This is a genomic window from Paraburkholderia sp. C35 (assembly GCF_003121405.1).
Lineage (GTDB): Bacteria > Pseudomonadota > Gammaproteobacteria > Burkholderiales > Burkholderiaceae > Paraburkholderia.
In genome coordinates, this window is sequence record NZ_QBUY01000001.1 from 63,246 (window position 1) to 81,307 (window position 18,062).

13 protein-coding genes are annotated in these 18,062 nt (G+C 64.1%); all 13 read left to right on the forward strand.

Going from position 1 to position 18,062, the window contains the following annotated elements; genetic code table 11:
- Positions 1–18 precede the first annotated feature (18 nt).
- A complete protein-coding gene (locus tag DK391_RS00285) occupies positions 19–978 on the forward strand; it encodes an aliphatic sulfonate ABC transporter substrate-binding protein (protein ID WP_109475980.1) in 960 nt (319 codons plus the stop codon).
- 114 nt (positions 979–1,092) lie between these two features.
- Entirely contained in the window at positions 1,093–2,253 is a 1,161-nt protein-coding gene (locus DK391_RS00290) for an LLM class flavin-dependent oxidoreductase (protein ID WP_239482651.1), read from the forward strand.
- Between the two features lie 70 nt (positions 2,254–2,323).
- Positions 2,324–3,385: an ABC transporter substrate-binding protein gene (locus DK391_RS00295; RefSeq protein ID WP_109475982.1), complete on the forward strand. Its 1,062-nt coding sequence runs from the start codon at positions 2,324–2,326 to the stop codon at positions 3,383–3,385.
- A 34-nt stretch (positions 3,386–3,419) separates the two neighbouring features.
- The gene (locus DK391_RS00300) at positions 3,420–5,039 is read left to right on the forward strand and encodes an ABC transporter substrate-binding protein (protein WP_109475983.1); all 1,620 of its coding nucleotides are present in this window, start codon (positions 3,420–3,422) and stop codon (positions 5,037–5,039) included.
- Positions 5,040–5,076: 37 nt separating this feature from the next.
- A complete protein-coding gene (locus DK391_RS00305; RefSeq protein ID WP_109475984.1) occupies positions 5,077–6,126 on the forward strand; it encodes an aldo/keto reductase in 1,050 nt (349 codons plus the stop codon).
- 2 nt (positions 6,127–6,128) lie between these two features.
- Positions 6,129–7,754 carry an ABC transporter substrate-binding protein gene (locus DK391_RS00310; RefSeq protein ID WP_109475985.1) on the forward strand — a complete coding sequence of 542 codons (1,626 nt, stop codon included), beginning with the start codon at positions 6,129–6,131 and terminating at the stop codon, positions 7,752–7,754.
- 31 nt (positions 7,755–7,785) lie between these two features.
- Complete coding sequence (locus DK391_RS00315; RefSeq protein WP_109475986.1) at positions 7,786–9,312, forward strand: amidase; 1,527 nt, start codon at positions 7,786–7,788, stop codon at positions 9,310–9,312.
- Between the two features lie 79 nt (positions 9,313–9,391).
- The gene (locus DK391_RS00320) at positions 9,392–10,780 is read left to right on the forward strand and encodes an LLM class flavin-dependent oxidoreductase (RefSeq protein ID WP_109475987.1); all 1,389 of its coding nucleotides are present in this window, start codon (positions 9,392–9,394) and stop codon (positions 10,778–10,780) included.
- 54 nt (positions 10,781–10,834) lie between these two features.
- Positions 10,835–12,112, forward strand: a complete 1,278-nt coding sequence (locus tag DK391_RS00325) for an acyl-CoA dehydrogenase family protein (protein WP_109475988.1) — start codon at positions 10,835–10,837, stop codon at positions 12,110–12,112.
- 156 nt (positions 12,113–12,268) lie between these two features.
- Positions 12,269–13,087: a MetQ/NlpA family ABC transporter substrate-binding protein gene (locus DK391_RS00330; protein ID WP_109475989.1), complete on the forward strand. Its 819-nt coding sequence runs from the start codon at positions 12,269–12,271 to the stop codon at positions 13,085–13,087.
- A 210-nt stretch (positions 13,088–13,297) separates the two neighbouring features.
- Positions 13,298–14,707: an LLM class flavin-dependent oxidoreductase gene (locus DK391_RS00335; protein WP_109475990.1), complete on the forward strand. Its 1,410-nt coding sequence runs from the start codon at positions 13,298–13,300 to the stop codon at positions 14,705–14,707.
- Positions 14,704–16,404: an ABC transporter ATP-binding protein gene (locus DK391_RS00340; RefSeq protein ID WP_109475991.1), complete on the forward strand. Its 1,701-nt coding sequence runs from the start codon at positions 14,704–14,706 to the stop codon at positions 16,402–16,404. The genes DK391_RS00335 and DK391_RS00340 overlap by 4 nt, the downstream gene beginning before the upstream one ends.
- On the forward strand, positions 16,346–18,061 hold the full coding sequence (locus DK391_RS00345) for an ABC transporter substrate-binding protein (protein WP_109475992.1): 1,716 nt from the start codon (positions 16,346–16,348) through the stop codon (positions 18,059–18,061). Before DK391_RS00340 ends, DK391_RS00345 begins: the two co-directional genes overlap by 59 nt.
- The last annotated feature ends 1 nt before the right edge of the window (position 18,062 follow it).

Genomic DNA, 18,062 nt, shown 5'->3' on the forward strand with positions numbered 1-18,062 from the left:
TGCCCAGGAGTGGCGCGCATGCCCGGACGCCGACAATTTCTCGCTGCCAGCGTCGCTGCACTGGCGGGTTCGACTTTCATCACACCGCTGGCCAAAGCGCTCACGCCCGAGCCCGACACGATCACGCTCGGCTTTCAGAAAACGGGCATCCCGCTTGTTGCCAGGCAGTTGAAGGTGTTCGAGAGACGTTTCGGCGCGCACGGCCTGCGCGTCAAATGGATCGAGTTTCCTTCGGGCCTGACCTTGTTGCAGGCACTCGACATCGGCGCGATTACGTTCGGCAACTCCGGCAACGTGGGGTGCATTTTTCTGCAAGCGGGCGGTGGTCATGTCGAGTACATCGCAGCACAGCCATCGGGACCGAAAAGCGAAGGCATTCTGGTGAGAGCGGATTCGGGCATACACAGCCTCGCTGATCTTCGCGGGAAAAAAGTCGGCTACGCCAAAGGCTCGAGTTCGCATGATCTGATCGCAGCGGCGCTGGAGCAGTCGGGCGTGAAGCTATCGGAGATCAAATCGATTTCGCTCGGCGCGGCAGACGCCGCCGCTGCCTACGATAACGGCAGCATCGACGCATGGGTCATCTGGGATCCGTACTTTTCGATCGCGCAGCGCCATACGCCGTCGCGCATTCTGGCGTACACCGGCGATATCAAACCCAGCTCGGGCTTCCTGCTCGCCAACAGCACCTTCGCGGCCGCGCATCCGGAACTGGTGCGTGAGTACATCGACGGCTCGAAAGAGGCGGCCGAGTGGGCGAAGTCTCACCCTGCCGACGTAGTCGCGACGCTGTCGGCTGCAACGGGCATCGCGCCCGACATCATGACCATCGTGAATCAGAACGCCAGTTTCGACGTGACCGCGCTCGAACCCGCCCTGCTCGACGCACAGCAGACGACAGCAGACCGGCTGTTCGCGCTCGGTCTCATTCCGAAGAAAGTGAACGTGCGCGACATTGTGTGGAAGGCTCAATCCTGATTGGCACCTGCCACGCGCATTTCCGCTACCCAAGCACGGATACTCACTGTGACGCACTCTACCCTCACATCTCAAAGCACTGCGCCTTCAGCCGCCTCAGAAGCAACGCACACGATCGCCAACACGCCATTCGTTCCCGCCCGTTCTCCGGCGAGCTTCGCCGATAGTCCCGTTTCGCGTGCACTCGAACAGCCGCTGTTACTCGGCCTGTTCCTGCCGATCCAGGCGGGCGGCTGGAGCGCTTCGACCCTGCCTCGCACGACCGACTGGCGCTTCGACTACAACCTCGCGCTGGTCGAGAAAGCCGAAGCACTGGGCTTCGATCTGGTGTTCGCGCTCTCGCAATGGCTGCCCAAAGGTGGCTACGGTGGCGTGTTCAACGGCGAGGCGCTCGACTCCTTCATGTCGCTCGCCGCGATGACCGCGCGCACCCAACGCATCATCCTCGTCGCGACGAGCCACGTGCTCTACGGCCCATGGCATCCGCTGCATTTCGCCAAGTTCAGCGCTACGCTCGACCACATCTCGCAAGGCCGCTGGGGCATCAACGTGGTCACCGGCCATCGGGCCATCGAGCACGAAATGTTCGGCTGGCACCGTATCGAGCATGACCACCGTTACGAACTCGCCGATGAGTTCCTCCAGGCCGTCAAGCAACTCTGGGCGCAGCCCGACAACTTCAGCTTCGCGCCGGAGCTATCCAGCTGGAAGCTCGACAAGGCGTTTGTCACGCCGAAGCCGACCTACGGCCGCCCCCTGCTCGTGAACGCAACGGGGTCGGACGCAGGCATCGACTTCGCCGCGCGCCACTCCGACATTGTCTTTATCACGAGTCCGGCAGGCTCCGAAGTGGAAGCCGCCATCGCCGCCTTGCCGGCGCATACGGCACGCGTGAAGGCGGCCGCACGCAAGTATGGCCGCGAGATCCGCACCCTGCTCAATCCGATGGTGATCTGCCGCGAGACGGAAGCCGAAGCCCTCGCGTATCGCGATGCCATCGTGGCGCACGGCGACGAAGGCAGCTTCCACCGCTTCGATAGCGACGCGCACGCGTGGCGCGGCAACGCGGAACAGCGCAATCAGGCGGCCTCGCGCGCGGTGGGCGGCAACATCTCGATGACGGGCTCGCCGCAACAGATCGCGGATTACATCGTGCGTCTGCATCAGGCCGGCGTCGACGGCGTGCAATTGAGCTTTTTCGATTTTCAGCCGGACCTCGCCTTCTTTGGCGAGCGTGTGCTGCCCTTATTGCGCGAAGCCGGACTCAGATACTGAATCCATCCGCGGCGCCGCAAGCAACACCTCTTTCAACCAGGCCTGACGCCCTCGATCACAAGGTCAAACCATGAGCCGCCTCTGGTACACACGCTGTCCCGCTCCGACGCCATTCGGCATTGCCGTGCAAAAGGGCTGGCTCGAAGAAGAGTTCGCCGCCGACGGCATCGATGTCAAAGCACTCCAGGATGCCGACGACGTCCGCATCCGCCGCTCGCATTTCACGCATACGCAGCCGTGGTCGTTTCGCCAGGGTGGCAACATTCCCGCGCTGTGGGCGCGTGCACAAGGCAGCGACACGCGGCTGATCGGCCTGAGCTGGGTGGACGAGTTCCAGGCGCTGATCACGCTCGACCGGCGACTGGACGCCAATCCGGAGGCGCTTGCGCGCAGCCGCTTCGGCCTGCCGCTCAACACGCGTGCTGGCGTGGTCGATTTCCACCGCGCAACGGCACTGCGCGGCTTTGCGTCGTTGCTGGGCGTCTACGGCATCCCGTTCGAAGACGTCGATCTGGTCGACCTGCTGCATACGCCGCGCGGCCTCCAGGACGCGAAACCGGCAGCCGACGCACCGCTCGCCGACTGGCTCGACGCACAACGCTCGCACGAATTCGCGCGCGAGGCCGAAGCCTTGCTGCGCGGCGAAGCCGATGTGGTGTTCGTCAAAGGGGCGACGGGGCTGGAGATCGCGAATGTGCTGAACGCAAAGATACTCGTCGATATCAGCGCACAGCCGAACCGCCTGTTGCACGCGAATAACGGCACGCCCCGCCCGCTGACGGTGGACGCGCAACTTTTGCGCGAGCGTCCCGACCTCGTCGAACGCGTGCTGGCGCGCACGCTCGATACGGGCGCGTGGGCCGAAACGCATGCACCCGATGTCGCGCAGTACGTCGCCCGCGAAACCCGCAGCGCCGAACATTGGGTCGAGCGCGCGTATCCGGGCGGCCTGCATCGACAGTTGACGATCGGGCTCGATCCTCACGCGCTGAACGCGCTCGACGATCTCAAGCAGTTTCTGTTCAAGTGGGGCTTTATTCCATCGGACTTCGACATCGATGCATGGGTCGATCCTGTGCCACTGCGCAGCGTGCTCGCGCGCCGCGCGTTGCCGGCGCACGCCACCGTGTGACATTCCTCTTCTCCCTTTCCTACGCAGGCATACGATGCTTCATGTCTTCACGCGGGCGACCCGCCGCCCCCACGGTGCCCGCCTCGTCCACCACGCGCTCGGATTCGCGCTGACGCTGCTCATTACGCTGGCCACGCCGCAAGGGCACGCACAGACACGCGGCGGCACGCTCAATTTCGTCGTCACGCCGGAGCCGACCGCACTCGTCGATCTCGCCACGACGGCAACCAATGTGCTGAAGGGGAGTCCGAAAGTGGTCGAAGGATTGCTCGACTACGACTTCCGCCTGCAACCGAAACCCTCGCTCGCCACCTCATGGGAGGTCAGCGACGACAGCCGCAAGTTCGTCTTCCATCTGCGGCACGGCGTGAAATGGCACGACGGCAAGCCCTTCACGTCCGCCGACGTCGCGTATTCGATCCAGACGCTCAGGCAGGTGCATCCGCGCGCGAAGACCACCTTCGCCAATGTCACCGATATCGCCACGCCCGATCCCTACACCGTCGTCATCACACTGTCGAAACCGGCACCGTGGCTGCTCAAGGCGTTCTCTTTGTCGGAAACGCCGATCGTGCCGAAGCACATCTACGACAACACCGACGTACTGGGCAATCCCGCCAATAACGCACCCATCGGCACGGGGCCATTCCGCTTCGTCAAATGGGTGCGCGGCAGCTACATCGAATACGAGCGTAACAACGACTACTGGGATACCGGCAAGCCCTACCTCGATCGCATTGTCGTCAAGGTGATCAGCGATCCCGCCGCGCGCACCGTCGCGTTCGAAGATGGCTCCGTGGACCTGAGCGGCGATTCGCCCGTGCCGCTGTCCGATGTGCAGCGCCTGAAGGGCGACCCGAAACTGGCGCTCGAAACGCGCGGCTACGAGTTTCAGGCCGGCGTCGCACGCATCGAGTTCAATCTCGACAATCCGGTGCTGAAGAACCTGAAGGTGCGTCAGGCCATCGCGTCCGCGCTGGACCGCGAGGTGATCCGCAAGGTCATCTACTACGGTTACGCGACGCCGCTCGCCAGTCCCATTATTCCGTCGAACCCCTACTACGACCCGACGCCTACGCCTTATCCGTTCAATGTCGAGCGCGCCAACGCATTGCTGGACGAAGCCGGTTATCCGCGCAAAGCCGACGGCACGCGCTTCGCGCTCACGGTGGATCCACTGCCCATCGGCGATCTGCCCACGCGTACGGCGGCGTACGTGAAGTCGGCGTTGGCACGCGTCGGCATCACCGTCACCGTGCGCAGCCAGGATCTGTCGGCCTATCTGAAGCGCATCTATACGGACCGCGATTTCGATTTCAGCATCAACGGAATGAGCAATCTGTTCGACCCCGTCGCCGGCGTAGCGCGGCTCTATACGACCAGCAATTTCCGGCGCGGCGTGCCGTTCACTAACGGCTCGCACTACAGCAATCCGGAAATCGACCAGCTGTTTACACAGGTTGCCGAAGAAACCGACGAAACGAAACGCAAGCAGCTCTTCTCGCAGATCCAGCGCATTCTCGAACGCGATCTGCCCGACATCAACCTGGTGTCGCCGCAATACCTGACCGTCTATTCACGCACGGTGCACAACCACACGATCTCGCCGGACGGCGTGTCGGCGAGTTTCGCCGACGTGTGGCTGCAACGTTGAACCCCTCTCCGATTTTCTCGAACTGAAGACGACTGATATGGAACACAGACAACTCGGCCGCAGTGGCATCCAGGTATCGACGCTGACGCTCGGCACGATGATGTTCGGCGGCCCGACCGACGAAGCCACCGCCGCACGCATCATCGATCAGGCCCGCGAACAGGGCGTGAATTCCATCGATACGGCGGACGTCTACGCAAAAGGCGAATCCGAACGCGTAGTGGGCCGCAGCATCGCCGCGCAGCGCGATCACTGGGTTCTCGCCACCAAATTCGCCAACCCTTCTCACGAAGGCGACGTCAACGCGCGCGGCGCATCGCGCAAACATGTGATCCGCGCGGTCGAAGCAAGCCTCAAACGGCTCAATACCGATTACATCGATCTGCTCTACATCCATCGCGAAGATCACGACACGCCGGTGGAAGAAACCGTTCGCGCGCTGAACGATCTGATCCGTTCTGGAAAGCTGCGTTATTACGGACTGTCGAACCATCGCGCGTGGAAGATCGCCGAATTCAGCCACACCGCGCAGGCATTGGGACTCGATGCACCCGTGGCCAGCCAGCCGCTGTACAACATCGCGAACCGCCAGGCCGAGGCCGAGCAACTGACGGCTGCATATCGATACGGGCTTGGCGTGATCTCTTACAGTCCGCTCGCGCGTGGCGTGCTGACAGGCAAGTACGAACCCGGCGCAACGCCGCAGGCCGACACGCGGGCCGGACGCAGCGACCGCCGCCTGCAGCAGACCGAATGGCGGCCGGAGTCGCTGGAACTGGCGCGGCGCGTGCGCGAGCATGCCGAAGCGCGCGGGCTGTCGGCCGGGCAATTCGCGCTCGCGTGGGTGCTCAACAGCCGCTATATCAGTTCGACCATTGCAGGCCCGCGCACGGAAGCACAGTGGCTCGATTATCTGCCCGCGCTGCGCTACCGCTTGACGGCCGAAGACGAAGCTTTCGTAGACTCGCTCGTCACCACCGGACATCCGTCGACACCCGGATTCAACGATCCCGGCCATCCGTTCTTTGGCCGCATTCCACGTCATGGCCTCGCCACGGACAGCGAACTGCCAGTTCAACAGGGATAGCCATGCGTTTCGATCGTCGTCAGTTCATACAGACGTCGCTGGCCGTGTTGTCAGCGGGGACGGCTGCCGCGTGGCCGTCGCTGGGGAAAGCAGCTTCCTCAACTGCCGGACAAAGCGCAACGCCCACACCCGGCGGCACGCTCACCTATGCGGTGCAGCAGGAGCCGCCGTCGCTCGTGTCCCTGCTCGACACCAACACAGTCATCCGCAACATCAGCGCGAAAATCACGGAAGGCTTGCTGCGCTACGACGCACAGTTCAATCCCCAGCCATTGCTCGCCGTTGCATGGAGCGTCAGTGCCGATGGCCTGCGCTATACCTTCAGATTGCGGCCCAACGTGAAGTGGCACGACGGCGAGAGCTTCACGTCGGCGGATGTCCGCTATTCGATCCTCACGCAGAAGCGCCTCGGCCCGCGCGGGCGCATCACGCTCGCCAACGTCGAACGCGTCGATACGCCTGATCTCCTGACAGTCGTCGTGGTGCTCGGCAAGCCGACGCCGTATCTGATCAGGGCGTTGTCGTCGGCGGAACTGCCGATCGTGCCGCAGCACCGCTACGGCGACGGCGATCCGCTGACGAGCCCCAACCTCACCGCGCCCATCGGCACCGGCCCGTTCGTGTTCGACAAGTGGGTGCGCGGCAGCTATGTGAGCCTGCGCAAGAACCCGAACTACTGGCGCCCAGGTGCGCCGCTTCTCGACCGCGTGATCTACCGGATCGTGCCCGACCAGGCGTCGATCTCGACCGCGCTGGAAACAGGCGAAGTCGATGCCGCCGCCAACGTCGGACTCGCCGATCTCGGCCGTCTGGCAACGTTGCCGCAACTGAAGATCGACGACAGCTACGACGCGTACCTGAACAACGCGGCCTTCCTCGAATTCAACCTCGACAACCCGATCCTCGCCAAACCGGAAGTGCGCAAGGCCATCGCGCACGCGGTGGACCGCAACTTCATCAAGGACAATGTTTTCTACAAGCGTTCGAGCGTGGTCAACTCGCCCGTGCCCGCCGTGCTGGCGAGCTACTACGACGACAGCACGTTTCACTATCCATTCGATCTGAGCGCCGCCAACCGTCTGCTCGACGAAGCGGGTTATCCGAAGCAGGCCGACGGCCAGCGCTTCGCGGTGAAGATCAACTACATCAGCGGCGCGGATTTCCGGCGCGCGGCGGACTATCTGCGGGCCGCGCTGTCCCGCATCGGCATCAAGGCGCCCATACTCGACGGCGATCTGCCGACCTATCTGCGCCGCGCCTACACGGCGCGCGAGTTCGATCTGAATCTGAACGGGCTGGGCCGTCTCTACGACCCGACTGTTGGCGTGCAACGCATCTACTGGTCGGACGGGGTCAAACATCCGCTTATCTGGATCAATGCTTCGCACTATCAGAACCCACAGGTCGACGACCTGTTCCGTGCAGCTGCGACGGAAACGGATGAGACCCGCCGTGCAGCCTCGTTCCGGCAGATCCAGCAGATCGTCGGCCGCGATCTGCCCGTGCTGCCGCTCGTCACGGTTCCGTCTGCCGTGCAGGTCTATCAGACGAGAGTGCACAACCTGATCAACAGCATCGATCTGACGGCCGGCGATTTCTCCGACGCATGGATCGAACCGAAAACCTGAACCGCTGCCCTTCAAGCGAGCCATTCCGATCATGACCGCACCACAACTGAACGAATCGACATCCGCCGTGCTCGACGCGCTGACCTTTGCGAGCGCAAAGGAACAGGCGCAAGCGCTGGCCGCGAAGCGCGTTTCCGCAGTCGATCTGCTTGAACACACGCTGGCCCGGATTGCGCGTTTGGACGGCAAGCTGAACGCCGTTGTCGCACGCGACGATGAACAGGCGCGTACGGCAGCCCGTGAAGCCGACGCGGCACTGGCGCGCGGCGAACGACGGCCCTTGCTCGGCGTGCCGATCACCGTGAAAGAATCGTTCGACGTGGCGGGCCTCGTCACCAGCGGCGGCAACCCTGCATTCGCCGAAAACCGCGCCTCGACCGATTCGCTCGCGGTTGCCGCACTGCGTGAAGCCGGCGCGGTGATTGTCGGCAAAACCAACGTGCCGCTCGGTCTGGCCGACCTGCAGAGCTACAACGACGTGTACGGCCTGACACGCAACCCGTGGGATCTGGAACGCACGCCGGGTGGATCGTCGGGGGGTTCGGCTGCGGCGCTTGCAGCAGGCTATGTCGCGCTGGAACTGGGCTCGGATATCGGCGGATCGATCCGCATTCCTGCGCACTTCACGGGCGTCTATGGACACAAGCCCAGCTACGGCCTTGTGTCGCTGCGTGGCGCGGGCGCGCCGCCGGGACGCTTCTCGGCGCGCGATCTGAGTGTGGCCGGGCCGCTCGCGCGCAGTGCCGACGATCTCGAACTGGCGCTCGACCTGCTGCTCAACCGCGACCCGTTGACGGCCAAAGCATGGCGAGTCGACTTGCCGCCCGCGCGTCATCGACGGCTGGCGGACTTCCGTGTGCTCGTGATCGACAGATGGCCAGGCACCGCGCCCAGCCTGTCGGAACGCTTTGTGATCGAGCGCGTGGTCGAGCGTTTGCGCACGCAAGGTGCCGCTGTCAGCCGGGCCGCCGATCTGCCCGACGGCGTGCTGCCCGATCTGGCGCGCGCGCATCCGTTGTATCGCACGCTGCTGGGTTCATCACTGGCCGAGCCGCCTGCGCAGAGCGAATCGGCACGGCAACGGCTCGCCGCCCTCGCGCCGGACGATCACAGCGCCGATGCCGCATGGCTGCGCGCGCCCACGCTCAGTCATCGCGACTGGCTCAAAGCCGATGAAGCGCGGCATGCATTGCGACATCAATGGGAACGGCTCTTCGAATCCTTCGACGTGGTCGTGACGCCTGTCGCGCCCACGCCCGCGTTCCGACATAACCGCGCGGAGCCGAAAGACACCCGCACGTATCCCGTGGCCTACGAGGACGGTCTGCGTGATGTGCGCTTCCTCGATTTCTTCTACTGGGCAGGTCTGCCCGTGCTGCCTGGATTGCCCGCCACCAGTTTTCCGCTCGGCCTCGATGACACGGGTTTGCCCGTCAGCGCGCAAGCCGTCGGTCCGTGGCTCGAAGACCGTACACCGATTGCGTTCGCGCGGTTGCTCGAAGAAGCGTATGGCGGCTTTCTCGTGCCGCCGGGATATGAAGCGGCGGCTGGCCGGTAAGCAAGCTGTGCCCGTCTCACATGCACTGTCCCATCATGGAAACCCTCGACGCCCACGCCACGCTTACGGAACTGCTGTCATGACCCGTCGACATCTGATCTTCAACGCCTTCACGCACGTCACACCCAACCATCACAGCCACGGTTACTGGCGTCACCCTGAAGGCCGCGGACAGCTCGACTACAAACGGTTCCAGCCGTGGATCGAGCTGGCGAAGACGGTCGAGCGCGGCTGTTTCGACACGGTGTTTCTCGCCGATGTAGTCGGCGTCTACGACCGCTTCAGCGCCAACGGCGACACGGCGGTCCGCACGGCGATGCAGTTTCCGAGTCTCGATCCCGCCAGCCTCGTGTCGGCACTGGCGGCCACCACGGAGCACGTCGGCTTCGCTGTCACGAGTTCGGTGATCCAGGATCATCCGTTCGACTTCGCGCGCCGCATGTCCACGCTCGATCACATGACCGACGGACGCGTCGCCTGGAACATCGTGACCTCGTATCTCGACAACGCGGCGCGCAACTTCGGTCAGGACGCGCTGGAAGAACACGACGAGCGCTATCGCTGGGCCGAGGAGTACGTCGAGGTCGTCTACAAGCTGTGGGAAGCAAGCTGGGAAGACGACGCGCTGGTAGCCGACGCAGACAGCGGCGCATTCGCGGAGCCGTCGAAGGTGCGCAAGATCCTGCATCGCGGCGCGCGCTATAGCGTCGAAGGTCCGCATCTGTCCGAGCCGTCGCCGCAGCGCACGCCGCTGCTGTTTCAGGCGGGCGGCTCGGAAGCCGGCCGCACGTTCGCCGCGCGTCATGCTGAAGCGACCTTCATCGCCGCGCGCACGCCGCAGAGCGCGGCGAAACACGTCACCGATCTGCGTGCGCGCGCCCGCGCGTTCGGCCGCGCCGACGACGAACTGAAGATCATCGTCTCGCTCGCGCCCGTGATCGGCGCAACCGAACAGGAAGCGCACGCGCGCCGCCGCGAGCTGAAAGCGTGGCTCAGTCTCGAAGCACTGCAGGCGTTCTACAGCGGCAGCCTTGACGTCGACCTGTCAAGTATCGATCCGGGCCGCCCGCTGTCGGAACTGCTGCTGAACAATCGCGTGCGCGGCAACGTGCGCGCGTTCATCGAAGCCGCGCCGGATCGTACGGTCACGTTCGGCGATCTGCTGAAGGAGACCGTGTCCGGCCGTTTTGCGGGTACGCCCGAACAGATCGCCGATGAAGTCGAGCGCTATGCGCAGGCAGGCGTTGACGGTTTCAACGTGGTGCCGGTGACGACGCTCGGCTGGTGGAGCGAATTCGTCGATCACGTGGTGCCCGTGCTGCAAAAGCGCGGCCTGATGCAGACCGCGTATGCACCGGGCACGCTGCGCGAAAAGGTCTTCGGACGCGGTCCGGCCTTGCCCGATCACCATCCGGCGAGAGTGCTGCGCCATGAAGTGTGGCATCGCGAACCGTTGCCGCTGCAATAAGCGCGCTAGACCTCTCTTCCCCATCTACCTTATCTTTAACGGGACTCAACGACCATGACCCAGTCAAACCAACCCTCATCGCCGGGCGAAGGCGTGGCGAACCAGCCGCTTGCCGCATGGGGCGCGCCGCCCAGCGAACGCTATGAGGAACTGGCGGCTCCGCTGCGCCCCTTGTTCGCGCGCATTCGTGCGAGCGCCGTCGAGCGCGATCTCGAACATCGTTTGCCGCACGAAGAGATCGCATGGTTGCGCGAGGCGGGGTTCACCCGCTTGCGTCTGCCCCGCGAACACGGCGGCGCAGGTGCGACGCTGCCGGAACTGTTCGGCTTGCTGATCGAACTGGGTGCGGCCGATACCAACGTCGTCAACGCCGTGCGCGCGCATCGCGGTTTTGTCGAGGATGTGCTCACCGCGCGCGAACAGGAATGGAGAACGCACTGGCTCGGCGTGCTTGCAGACGGCGCGCTGATGGGGGCGGGACTGTCCGAGTCGGGCCCGGCCAAGGGCGGCACGTTCGGCACCGAGCTCACGCATACGTCGCAGGGCTTGCGCCTGAATGGCAAGAAGTTCTACACCACGGGTTCGCTGTTCGCCGACTGGGTCGCCGTCGCCGCCCAGCATGGCGAGGAGACCGTGTTTCTGCAGGTGCCGCGCAAGACGCCCGGCGTCGATGTGCTGGACGATTGGGACGGCTTTGGTCAGGCGCTCACCGCGAGCGGCACGGCCGTCTTCGAAGACGTGGCTGTGCGGCCCGAATGGGTCCGGCCGACGGCGGCGCGTTTTCCATACGCGGTGCCGTTCTATCAGCTGGTGCATCTCGCGTCGCTGGCGGGCATCGGCCGCGCATTGGCCGACGATGTCGCGCGCCGCGTGCAGCAGCGTGATCGCGTCTACAGTCACGGCAACGCCGCGCGCGTCGCCGACGATCCGCAGATCCTGCAGGTGGTGGGACGCGTGCACGGCGCGGCGTACGCGGCGGGTGCGACCTCGCTGCACGCCGCGAAGGCATTGCAACGCAGCTACGACGCCCATCTCGATGCGCGGGCCGACGACGCGCAACGCGACAAGGCCAACGCAGAAGCGCATGTGGAAGTGGACCAGTCGGTATCGGTGATCACGCGGCTCGTGCTCGATGCGAGCACGGAACTGTTCGATGCGCTCGGCGCTTCGGCGACGCTGCGCACAGCCGGACTCGACCGTTACTGGCGCAACGCGCGCACGATCTCCTCGCACAATCCGCGCGTGTATCGCGAGCGTCAGGTGGGTGCGTATGCGGTGAACGGCTCGGTGCCGCCCGCGACGTATCGCGTGGGCAAAGGGCCTGCAGCGTAGTGATGGCGCGGCGCGCTTTGGTCGGCGTGCCGCGTGCAAGCATCAGACAATCGCGACACGGCATAAGGTTATGCGAAGCGATTGGTTAGCGGACACACGACACGTCCATAGAATGAGCGCATTCGACTATCACGCCCTGACGGGTATCCGCTCATCGTGCAAGTGCTCTCATTTCCGTTTCTGCGCGCCCTCGTGTGGGCATTGTTTGCCACCGTTGCCAGCATCTCCGCGCACGCTCAGGAACAGGTGCTGCGAATCGGCGTGACGAGCGGACCGCATGAGGAAATTTTCGAGGCCGTCAAGAAGGTTGCCGAGCGTGACTATGGTTTGCATATCCGCATCGTGTCGTTCAACGACTATATCCAGCCTGACGCGGCGCTCGCTGCCGGCGATCTCGACGCGAACAGCTACCAGCACCGGCCGTTTCTCGCGTCGCAGATTCGCGCGCGCGGCTACAAGCTGGTGGGCATCGGCCGCACATGGATCGGGCCGATTGGTCTCTATTCGAAACGCTACCGGAAGTTCGCGGATCTGCCGGATGGCGCGAGCATCGGCATTCCGAACGATCCCGCCAACGAAAGCCGCGTTCTGCTGCTGCTCCAGAAAGCAGGCAGCATCAAACTGCGGCAAGGCATCGACCCTGTGACGGGCATCAACGCGACACCGATCGACATCGTCGACAACCCGAAACATTTCCGTTTCAAGGAAGTCGACGCCGCACAACTGCCACGCACGCTCGACGATTTCGACGCCACCACTGTGAACGCCGACTATGCAATCAAGGCGGGCCTCAATCCCGCCAAAGACACGATCCTCGTCGAGAACGGCTCGAGCGTCTATGCCTGCCTGATCGCCGTGCGGGAACAGGACGCCGGCAAGCCATGGGTGCAGCAACTGGTGTCGGCGTATCAGTCGCCTGAAGTGAAGCAGTTCATCCTGTCGCGCTATCAAGGTGCGATCATTCCGGCCTTCTGAGCGCCTGCTGGCATCGGCCTGACATCGGTGCAGCGGCAAGCACGCACCATCAACGGGCAGCGGCGTACCTGAAATGCAAATGCGCATTTGATGGTTAGCCGCCGGCTGCATCTGTGGGACGCTATGCGTTTCAACATCTGAACGCATGATGCGAGCGCCGCCGCCCGGCCACGCTCGTGCAACGGGCCAAGGTCTGCCGCATACCCTCCCATGAGCAAGAAGCAAATCATTCTGAACGCGTTCAACATGAACTGCGTCGGCCATATCAATCATGGCCTGTGGACACATCCGCGCGACCGTTCCACCGATTACCGCAAGCTCTCGTACTGGACCGATCTCGCAAAGCTGCTCGAACGCGGCCTGTTCGATGGCCTGTTCATTGCCGATATCGTCGGTGTCTACGACATCTATCAGCAATCGGCCGACGTCACGCTGAAGGAATCGGTGCAGTTGCCCGTCAACGATCCGATGATGCTGGTCTCCGCAATGGCAGCCGCGACGCAGCACCTTGGCTTCGGCATCACGGTGAATCTCACGTATGAGGCGCCCTATCTACTCGCGCGGCGCTTCTCCACGCTCGATCATCTGACCGACGGCCGGATCGGCTGGAACATCGTGACGGGCTATCTCGACAGCGCCGCACGCGCGATGGGCCACACCGAAATGATCGCGCACGACGAGCGCTACGATCGCGCCGACGAGTATCTCGACGTGCTGTACAAGCTCTGGGAAGGAAGCTGGCAGGACGACGCCGTGCTGCGCGACCGCGAAAAGCGTGTGTTCGCCGATCCCGCGAAAGTCCGCAAGCTGCATCACCACGGCCGCTATTACGACGTCGAGGGCTATCACCTGAGCGAACCCTCGCCGCAACGCACGCCGGTGCTCTTTCAGGCTGGCTCGTCGGGGCGCGGTCAGGCGTTCGCCGTGCGTCACGCCGAATGCGTGTTCGTATCGAGCCAGAGCAAGGCCGGCACGCGCAAACTGGTCGACGCGCTGCGCGCGCAAGCCGCCGAAGCCGGACGCGACCCACGCGACCTGAAGATCATCATGGGCATCACCGTGGTGGTCGGGCGCACCCAGAAAGAAGCCGAAGAGAAATTCGCCGAATACGCGCGCTACGCGAGCCCCGAGGCGGGCCTCGCCCACTTCTCGGCCGGCAGCGGCATCGACTATTCGAGCTACGCGCCCGATGACGAGCTTGCGCCGCCCGGCGGTCACAAAGGGCGCGGCATCGAATCGTCGGTGCAGCGCGTGACGGATGGCAAGCGCGGCGTCACCGTGCGCCATCTGCTCGAACAGATGCAACTGGGCGGCCGCTATACGACCATCGTGGGCGATCCCGAGCAGGTGGCCGACGCCCTGCAGGCGTGGGTGGACGAAGCCGACATCGACGGCTTCAATCTCACGCGCACGGTCACACCGGAAAGCTACGAAGATTTCATCGATCTCGTCATTCCCGAGTTGCAATCGCGTGGCATCTACAAGACCGCGTATGCACAGGGCACCCTGCGCGACAAGCTGTTCGGCAACGGCGCGCGGCTCGGGTCGCGGCATACGGGCGCGAGCTTTCGCAATCTGCCGGACCTCACGGCGGACGTCACGGACAAGCAGGCGACATGAGCGCCGCGCCGCCTCTTCTGCAGATCGACCAGTTGAGCGTCTCGTTCGGCGCGCAAGCCGCCGTCCGACCGTTCGATCTGACGATCGCGCGCGGCGAGATCGTCGCGCTGGTCGGCGAATCGGGCAGCGGCAAGTCCACCGTCGCCCTCGCGACGATGGGTCTGCTGCCCCGTCAGGCACAGGTTCAAGGCGCACTGCGCTTCGAAGGCAAACCGCTCTTCGGGCAGAGTGAGCGCGAATGGAGCGCGGTGCGCGGCAATCGCATCAGCATGATCTTTCAGGAACCGATGACTTCGCTGAACCCGCTGCAGCCGATCGGCAAGCAGGTGGCGGAAGCCTTGACGCTGCATCGGCCGATGTCGGCGCAGGCCGCACGCAAGGAAGCACTCGGGCTGCTCGACCTGGTGCGCCTGCCCGACCCGCAGCGGCGCTTCGGACAGTATCCGCATCAACTGTCGGGCGGACAGCGGCAGCGCGTGATGATCGCAATTGCCGTCGCCTGCCGTCCAGGCCTGCTGATCGCCGACGAGCCGACCACTGCGCTCGACGTGACGATACAGGCACAGATTCTCGAACTGATCGACCGCTTGCGCCGTGAACTCTCGATGGCCGTGCTGCTCATCACGCACGATCTCGGCGTGGTCGGGCGCTGGGCGGATCGCGTGGTGGTGATGAAGGACGGCGCGAAGGTCGAAGAGGCAGCGAGCAAGACGCTGTTCGCGCAGCCCTCGCAACCGTATACGCGCGCGCTGCTCGGCGCTTCGCTGCATTTCGGCGCAGGTCTGCATTATCGCGACGCGCGGCTCACGGATGCGCCCGTTGCAGCGCCTCGACGTGTGGACAGCAAGCCTGCCCGCACCTTGCTGGAGGCGCGCGATATCCACGTCGATTATCACGGCGTGCGTGCCGTCGATGGCGTCAGCTTCGACATTCAGGCCGGCGAAACCGTGGGTCTGGTGGGCGAATCGGGCTGCGGAAAGTCTTCGCTGTCGCGCGCGCTGACACGGCTGGTCGAGCCTTCGGGCGGCAGTATCGTATTCGACGGCGAGGACATCACGCATCGCGCGCGCCGCGCGTTGCGGCCGTACCGGCGGCGCGTGCAGATGATCTTCCAGGACCCGTATGGCTCGCTGAATCCTCGCCACACCGTCGAGCGCACGCTCGGCTATGCGCTGGCCATTCACGGCGTGGCCAGCCGGCGCGAACGCGATGCGAAGATCCGCCGCATCGTCGATGCAGTCGGTTTGCCCGCATCGGCGCTGAAGCGCTATCCGCACGAGTTTTCCGGGGGACAGCGGCAGCGCATCGGCATTGCGCGCGCGCTGGTGCTGGAGCCGCAACTCGTCATCTGCGACGAGCCCGTTTCCGCGCTCGATGTCTCCATCCAGGCGCAGGTGCTCGACCTGCTGGTCGATCTCAAACACGAACTCGGACTCGCGCTGCTGTTCATCTCGCATGACCTCTCGGTGGTCCGCTACATCGCCGATCGCGTCCTCGTGATGCAGGCGGGGCTCATCGTCGAACGCGGCGATCAGGCTTCCATCTGGACTTCACCCCAACACGCTTACACGCGCACACTGATCGACGCCGTGCCGTCATCGCAGGCTTCATTTACAACCGATACAAGGAAAATTGATCGTGACTTTCAAGAGCAAGCGGCAGCCCCCTTCCACTTCGACGCTCCTGTTCCGCGATGATCCGCTGGGCGCCGCGGTTGCCGACCTGAAGCGGCGCAAGCTGCTCAAAGGCGCTGGCGCACTGCTCGCGGGCGCGGCAACGCCCTTCACGTTCACAGGCGCAGCCTGGGCCACGACAGAGACCACGCCCATCACGCTGAACGGCGCGAAGCGCGGCGGCACGCTCACCGCGGTCCTTCACCCCGAGCCGCCGACGCTCGCCTTCTTCGTCAACTCCGCGACCATGATCGGCGCGGTGGCGAGCAAGATTTTCGACGGCCTGATCGAGTACGGTCCCGACCTGAAGCCGCGCGCGCAGCTTGCAGAAAGCTGGAATGTCTCGCCGGACGGTTGGACGTGGACCTTCAAGCTGCGCCAGAACGTGCAGTGGCATGATGGCCAGCCCTTCACCGCCGCCGACGTGAAGTTCTCCGCCGAAGAAGTGTGGCTCAAGATCAGCCCGGCCTCGCGGCGCGTGCTGCAATACCTGACGAAGATCGACACGCCGGATGCGCATACCGTGGTGCTGCATCTGTCGAAATCGACGCCTGCGACCTTCGGCATTCTCGATTCGCTGGGCACGCCAATCCTGCCGAAGCATCTCTACGAAAACACCGACATCCGCAACAATCCGTACAACAACAAGCCGATCGGCACGGGGCCGTTCAGGTTCACGGAATGGGCGCGCGGCGACCGCATCGTGCTCGACCGCAACGAGAAGTACTGGTCGCCCGGTCAGCCTTATCTGGACCGCATTACGTGGAAGATCACGCCGGACGTCTCGGGCCGCGCGACCGCGCTCGAAACGGGCGCCGCTCAATATGGCGAGCGCAACCCGGTGACGTTCGCCGATGCCGACCGCCTCGCGAAGCTGCCCAACCTCGTGGTCTCGCGTGAAGGCTATAACGGCTACGCGGCGTGGCTGTGGCTCGAACCCAATCTGCGCGACCCCATCCTCGGCAAGCTCGAAGTGCGTCAGGCCATTTCGCACGCGATCAATCGCGACGTGCTGGTCAAGACCGTCTGGGGCGGCTATGCGGTACCCGCGACGGGGCCGGAGTCGTCGCTGGTGAAGGCGTTCTACTCGCCCGATACGCAGCAATATCCGTACGATCCCAAGCGCGCGGAAGAACTGCTCGACAAGGCCGGGTTCCCGAAGAAAGCGGACGGCTGGCGCTTCAAGCTCGATCACGATTTCATCCCGTATGGCGACGACTATCGCCGCACGGGCGAATTCGTGCGTCAGTCGCTGCGGCGGGTCGGCATCGACGTCAATCTGCGCGGCCAGGATCTGCCCACCTGGATCAAGAACGTCTTCACCGACTACAACTTCCAGCTGATCAGCAGCTGGGGCACGGACGGTCTCGATCCGCAGATCGGCATCGAGCAGCATTACTGGTCGAAAGCGGCCTCCAACGGCACGCCGTGGTTCAACGCGTCCGGCTACGCGAGCCCCGAAATGGACCGTGTGATCGAAGCCGCGCAGACGGAAACCGATCCCGCCAAACGGCGCGACCTGTACGTGCAGTTGCAGAAGATCGCGCAGCGCGACCTGTCGCTGATCAATCTGTTCGAGTTCCGCTGGTTCGGCGTGTGGGCGAAGAACCTGCGCAACGTCACCGATACGGCCAGCCATTCGCGCGCCAACTTCGCGCGCGTCTGGTTCGACAAGGCTTGAG

Excerpts from the sequence above, each read along its gene's own strand:
- DK391_RS00285 (WP_109475980.1), top strand. The coding sequence starts at position 19 with ATGCCCGGACGCCGACAATTTCTCGCTGCCAGCGTCGCTGCACTGGCG.
- DK391_RS00295 (WP_109475982.1), top strand. The coding sequence starts at position 2,324 with ATGAGCCGCCTCTGGTACACACGCTGTCCCGCTCCGACGCCATTCGGC.
- DK391_RS00300 (WP_109475983.1), top strand. The coding sequence starts at position 3,420 with ATGCTTCATGTCTTCACGCGGGCGACCCGCCGCCCCCACGGTGCCCGC.
- DK391_RS00305 (WP_109475984.1), top strand. The coding sequence starts at position 5,077 with ATGGAACACAGACAACTCGGCCGCAGTGGCATCCAGGTATCGACGCTG.
- DK391_RS00310 (WP_109475985.1), top strand. The coding sequence starts at position 6,129 with ATGCGTTTCGATCGTCGTCAGTTCATACAGACGTCGCTGGCCGTGTTG.
- DK391_RS00315 (WP_109475986.1), top strand. The coding sequence starts at position 7,786 with ATGACCGCACCACAACTGAACGAATCGACATCCGCCGTGCTCGACGCG.
- DK391_RS00320 (WP_109475987.1), top strand. The coding sequence starts at position 9,392 with ATGACCCGTCGACATCTGATCTTCAACGCCTTCACGCACGTCACACCC.
- DK391_RS00325 (WP_109475988.1), top strand. The coding sequence starts at position 10,835 with ATGACCCAGTCAAACCAACCCTCATCGCCGGGCGAAGGCGTGGCGAAC.
- DK391_RS00335 (WP_109475990.1), top strand. The coding sequence starts at position 13,298 with ATGAGCAAGAAGCAAATCATTCTGAACGCGTTCAACATGAACTGCGTC.
- DK391_RS00340 (WP_109475991.1), top strand. The coding sequence starts at position 14,704 with ATGAGCGCCGCGCCGCCTCTTCTGCAGATCGACCAGTTGAGCGTCTCG.